Raw genomic sequence first — 4,767 nt, forward strand, 5'->3', positions numbered from 1 at the left:
GACCCTTGGTGCCGCCCTCCACGATGAACGCGGAGATGCCCTTGTTCCCCTGCCCGCCCGTGAGGGCCCACACCACCATCACCCCCGCGTAGGCGCCGGAGGTGATCCACTGCTTGCTGCCGTTGATGACCCACTTGTCCCCGCGGCGCACCGCCGTGGTACGCATGGCGCGCGGATCCGAGCCCGCGTGCGGCTCGGAGAGCGCGAACGCGCCCACCACCGCCTCGCCCGAGGTGATGCGCGTCACGTACTTCTCGCGCTGGGCCTCGGTGCCGAACTTGTGGATGAGCTCGGCGCACATGTTCGTCACCGCCATGGCCACCGAGGTGGAGGCACACGCGGCCGCCATCTCCATCATCGCCAGGGCGTAGGAGACGACGCCCGCCTCGGCGCCACCGTACTGGCCGGGGATGTTCACCCCCATGAGCCCCAGGGAGGCCAGCTCCTTGAAGAGCTCGACGGAGAAGAGCTCCTCCTTGTCGAATCTGCGGGCCTGGGGCGCCACCCGCTCACGCGCGAACTTGCGCGCGGTGTCACGGATGAGCGTCTGCGTCTCGGTGAGCTCGAGGTTCACGGGATGGGTCCTACTTGATGGCCTTGAGGTTGAACGGATACTCGATGGGGTACTCGCGCCCATCCGGGGTCCGCGGGAAGTCGATGCCGGAGAGCACGCTCACCACGCACTCGTGCAGGCGCGGGTTCTTCAGCGTCGTGCCCGTCTTCACCACCTTGGCGTTGCGCACGAAGCCGTCGGGCGTGATGGTGAAGGAGGTCTGGATGCGCCCCTCCTCCACCTTGCTGCCCTTCGTCGCCAGCATCTCCTCGTAGCAGTCCTGGATGTCACGCGAGTGGTACTGCATCACCTCGCGGATGGAGTCCGGGGTGAAGGGCAGTCGGGACACGTCCGGCGGAGGGGGACGGGTTGGGGGCTCGGCCTTCTTCTTCTCCTGCGCGGGGGCGGCCTTGTCCGGATCCACACCCTTGCCAACCGAGCCTTGCGCCAACGCCAGGCCCGACCCGAGCAACACCACCACCGCGATCAGGGAATGCTTCATAGAGAGGCCTACTCCTTCAGAAGGTTCGCCGAGATGACGATGCGCTGGATCTCGCTCGTCCCCTCGTAGATCTCCGTAATACGCGCGTCGCGCACGTGGCGCTCGACATCCATCTCCTTGCTGTAGCCCATGCCACCATGGACCTGGAGCGCCTTGTTGGCCACGCGACTGGCCATCTCACTGGCGTACAGCTTGGCCATGGCACTCTCCTGCGAGTGGCGCACGCCCTTGTCCTTGAGCAACGCCGCGCGCAGCACCAGCAGCCGGGCCGCGTCGATCTCCGTGGCCATGTCGGCGATCATGAACTGGATGGCCTGGTGCTCGCGGATGGCCTTGCCGAACGTCTTGCGCTCGCCCGAGTAGCGCACCGCCTCCTCGAAAGCCGCGCGGGCGATGCCCAGCGCCTGCGAGGCAATGCCGATGCGTCCGCCGTCCAGCGTGCTCATGGCGATCTTGAAGCCATCGCCCTCCTTGCCCAGGAGGTACTTCGCCGGCACGCGCATGTCCTCGAAGAACATGCTGCACGAGTGGGCGGCGCTGATGCCCATCTTCTTGTCCGGCTCGGCGCGGATGAAGCCCGGCGTGTTGGTGGGCACCACGAAGGCGGAGATGCCCTTGTTGCCCGCCTCCTTGTTCGTCATCGTGAACAGCACGATGGCGTCGGCCCTGGGGCCGTTGGTGATCCAGTTCTTCGAGCCGTTGATGACGTACTCGTCACCCTTACGCACGGCCACCGTCTTCTGGGCGGCGGCGTCGCTGCCGGCCTCGGGCTCGGTGAGGCCGAAGCAGCCCAGCTTCTCGCCGCTGGCGAAGGGCTTGAGGAACTGGGCCTTCTGCTCCTCGTTGCCGTACTTCATCACCGGGTCGCAGTAGAGCGAGTTGTTCACGCTCATGATGACGCCCGTGGACGCGCAGCCCCGGCTGATCTCCTCCATGGCCAGCGCGTAGCAGACGTTGTCCAGGCCCGCGCCGCCGTACTGCTCCGGCACCGCCACGCCGAGCAGCGCCAGCTCGGCCAGCTTCTTCACCGCGTCGCTGGGCCACTGGTGCGTCTCGTCCCACTTGCGGGCGTTGGGGGTCAGCTCGCGCGCGGCGAACTCGCGGCACATCCGCTGGATCTCGCGCTGGACGTCGCTCAGCTCGAAGTTCATGGCACTCCTGGGGTAAGGGCGCAGAGGTTCATAGTACGGGGCCCGTGCCCCGGGAACACCGATTGCAAGAGGGGCCGGCAAGCGCCGGTTGCCGCGCCCATTAGCCGACACGCGCTCGCCAGCCCCCTCCTGCCCCGGCCTACTTGCCGGTGAAGCCCGCCGGACGCTTCTCCAGGAAGGCCTTCATGCCCTCCTTCTGGTCCTCCGAGCCGAACAGCACCGCGAAGCCCTGGCGCTCCAGTTCGTTGGCCGCCCGGAGATCCTGATCCGCGCCGAACTCGATGACGCGCTTGGCCTGCGACACCGCCAGCGGGCCGTTCTTGAGGATCTTCCCCGCCACCGCCTTGCAGTGCGCCAGGAGCTGATCCGCCGGCAGCACCTCTAGCACCAGGCCGATCTCCCTGGCCTTCGCCGCGTCCAGGCGCTCGCCCGAGAAGATGAGCTCCTTGGCGCGCATCTTGCCCACCACGCGCGTCAGGCGCTGCGTGCCGCCGAAGCCGGGAATCACGCCGAGGCTCACCTCGGGCAGGCCCAGCTTCGCCTTCTCCGAGGCGTAGATGAGATCGCACGCCAGGGCCAGCTCGCACCCGCCGCCGAGCGCGAAGCCGTTCACCGCGGCGATGGTGGGGATGGGCAACTGCTCCAGGGTGGCGAAGGCGCGGTGACCCAGGGCGGCGAACTCGCGCGCCTGCGCCGCGCTGATGGACGCCATCTCGGAGATGTCCGCGCCCGCCACGAACGCCTTGTCTCCGCCGCCCGTGATGATGAGCGCGCGCACGGTGGTCGGCAGCGAGCCGAGGGCGGACTCGAGCTCCTGCAGCGTCTTGCTGTTGAGGGCGTTGAGCGCCTTGGGACGATCGATGGTGAGGATCGCGAGCGCGTCCTCGGTCTCCAGCCGGATGTTCTCGTAGGCCATGTGGGGTTCCTCGGAGGTTAGTACTTGTAGAAGCCGCGGCCAGTCTTCTTGCCGTACCAGCCGGCGTCCACGTACTGCCGCAGCAGCGGGCAGGGGCGGTACTTGTCGTCACCTAGCCCCTTGTGCAGCACCTCGGCGATGTAGAGCACCGTGTCCAGGCCGATGAAGTCCGCGAGCTGCAGCGGGCCCATGGGCTGGTTGGTTCCCAGCTTCATCGCCGTGTCGATGTCCTCCGCCGTCCCCAGCCCCTCCATCAGCGCGAAGCAGGCCTCGTTCAGCATTGGGATCAGGATGCGGTTGACGATGAAGCCCGGGAAGTCCTTCGACACCACCGTCGTCTTCCCCATCTTCTCCGCGAGCGCCTTCGTCGTCTGGTACGTCGCGTCCGACGTGGCCGCGCCCCGGATCAGCTCCACCAACTGCATCACCGGCACCGGATTCATGAAGTGCATCCCGATCACGTTCTCGGGGCGCTTGGTGGCCGCGGCGATGCGCGTGATGGGGATGGACGAGGTGTTCGTCGCCAGGATGCCGCCCGGCTTCACCACGCCATCCAGCTCCAGGAAGATGCGGCGCTTGAGGTCCTCGTTCTCCGTCACCGCCTCGATGGCGAAGTCCACGTCCTTCACCTCGGTGGCGCTGGTGGCGGTGGCCAGGTTGGTGCTCGCCGCCTCGGCCCGGGCCGCGTCCAGCTTGCCCTTCTCCACCAGCTTCTTCAGGCCGCCCTTGATGCGCTCGGCGCCCTTGGCGAGGCCCTCCTTCGAGACATCCACCAGAGTGACTCGCAGGCCCGCCTGCAGCGCCACCTGGGCGATGCCCGACCCCATCTGCCCTGCCCCCACGACGATGATGTGCTCCGTTGCCATGGTGTTCGCGACCCCTTGCTCGGTAAACGAGGAACCGGGCGCGCTATAGCCCTCGCCCCCCGACCGGTCAACGACTCGCGGGCACCTGGAGGCCCCGCTGGACGTGCGTGTCCTCGTCTCCGAGTGTCAGGCGCTCCACACGGGGGGGCCTCGAAGGCCCTTCCGCGCCCCGGGCGAACACCCACACCTCGTACCTCCCCGAGGGCAGCTCCGTCTTCATCGTGAGGGAGCCCGGCGGGGTTCCCGGGAAGGAGCGCACCTCGCGCTTGAGCAGCTCGCCGTTCGCGGACTTCACCTGGAACTCGAGGGTCCGGATGTCGCTCCACCCCGGGCCCTCCAGCCACCACACCAGTTCGCGCTCCGCCGCGTTCCCACCCAGGACCAGCCAGAAGCCCAGTCCCAACAGGCTCAAGACCAGGAGCCGCTTCAGCAGCGGGTGTTTTCGCCAGTTCCGCCGCGGCTCGGCCTCCACGCCCTCACTCCTTCTTCGAGGCCGTCTTCTTGCCGCCCCGGCGCGTGTGCAGCTCGTTGACGACCACCTTCGTCCGGGTGGGCGCCTCGCCCTGCTCCCCTTCTTCCTTCTCCGGGTGCGGGACCAGGCGGATCTGCGCCTTCACCTCGATGGTCATCCCCGACACCAGCTTGAGGAGCTCGTCGCGCAGCTTCTCCGACTGGAGGAAGCGCCGCAGCTCCTCGGAGACGACCCGGCCCACCTCGTCCTTCGTCTTCTCCGCCTGCCCGAGGATGTAGCCGAGCACCTCCTTGGGCAGCTTGAGCTG

Annotated in this window: 6 protein-coding genes and 1 pseudogene; all 7 read right to left on the reverse strand. The window is 67.7% G+C overall.

Going from position 1 to position 4,767, the window contains the following annotated elements:
* A partial coding sequence (locus VF794_RS38770; RefSeq protein ID WP_331118580.1) for an acyl-CoA dehydrogenase family protein occupies positions 1–574 on the reverse strand: 574 nt, incomplete at its 3' end.
* 10 nt (positions 575–584) lie between these two features.
* A complete protein-coding gene (locus VF794_RS38775) occupies positions 585–1,055 on the reverse strand; it encodes an AgmX/PglI C-terminal domain-containing protein (RefSeq protein WP_331118582.1) in 471 nt (156 codons plus the stop codon).
* Positions 1,056–1,063: 8 nt separating this feature from the next.
* Complete coding sequence (locus tag VF794_RS38780) at positions 1,064–2,206, reverse strand: acyl-CoA dehydrogenase family protein (protein ID WP_331118583.1); 1,143 nt, start codon at positions 2,204–2,206, stop codon at positions 1,064–1,066.
* A 139-nt stretch (positions 2,207–2,345) separates the two neighbouring features.
* Positions 2,346–3,122 carry an enoyl-CoA hydratase-related protein gene (locus VF794_RS38785; RefSeq protein WP_331118585.1) on the reverse strand — a complete coding sequence of 259 codons (777 nt, stop codon included), beginning with the start codon at positions 3,120–3,122 and terminating at the stop codon, positions 2,346–2,348.
* A gap of 17 nt (positions 3,123–3,139) precedes the next feature.
* Positions 3,140–3,988: a 3-hydroxybutyryl-CoA dehydrogenase gene (locus VF794_RS38790; protein ID WP_331118587.1), complete on the reverse strand. Its 849-nt coding sequence runs from the start codon at positions 3,986–3,988 to the stop codon at positions 3,140–3,142.
* A 67-nt stretch (positions 3,989–4,055) separates the two neighbouring features.
* A complete protein-coding gene (locus VF794_RS38795; RefSeq protein WP_331118589.1) occupies positions 4,056–4,460 on the reverse strand; it encodes a hypothetical protein in 405 nt (134 codons plus the stop codon).
* 4 nt (positions 4,461–4,464) lie between these two features.
* Positions 4,465–4,767 (reverse strand): annotated as a pseudogene (locus VF794_RS38800) (hypothetical protein); the annotation flags it as partial.

Source organism: Archangium sp. (assembly GCF_036389735.1).
Lineage (GTDB): Bacteria > Myxococcota > Myxococcia > Myxococcales > Myxococcaceae > Archangium.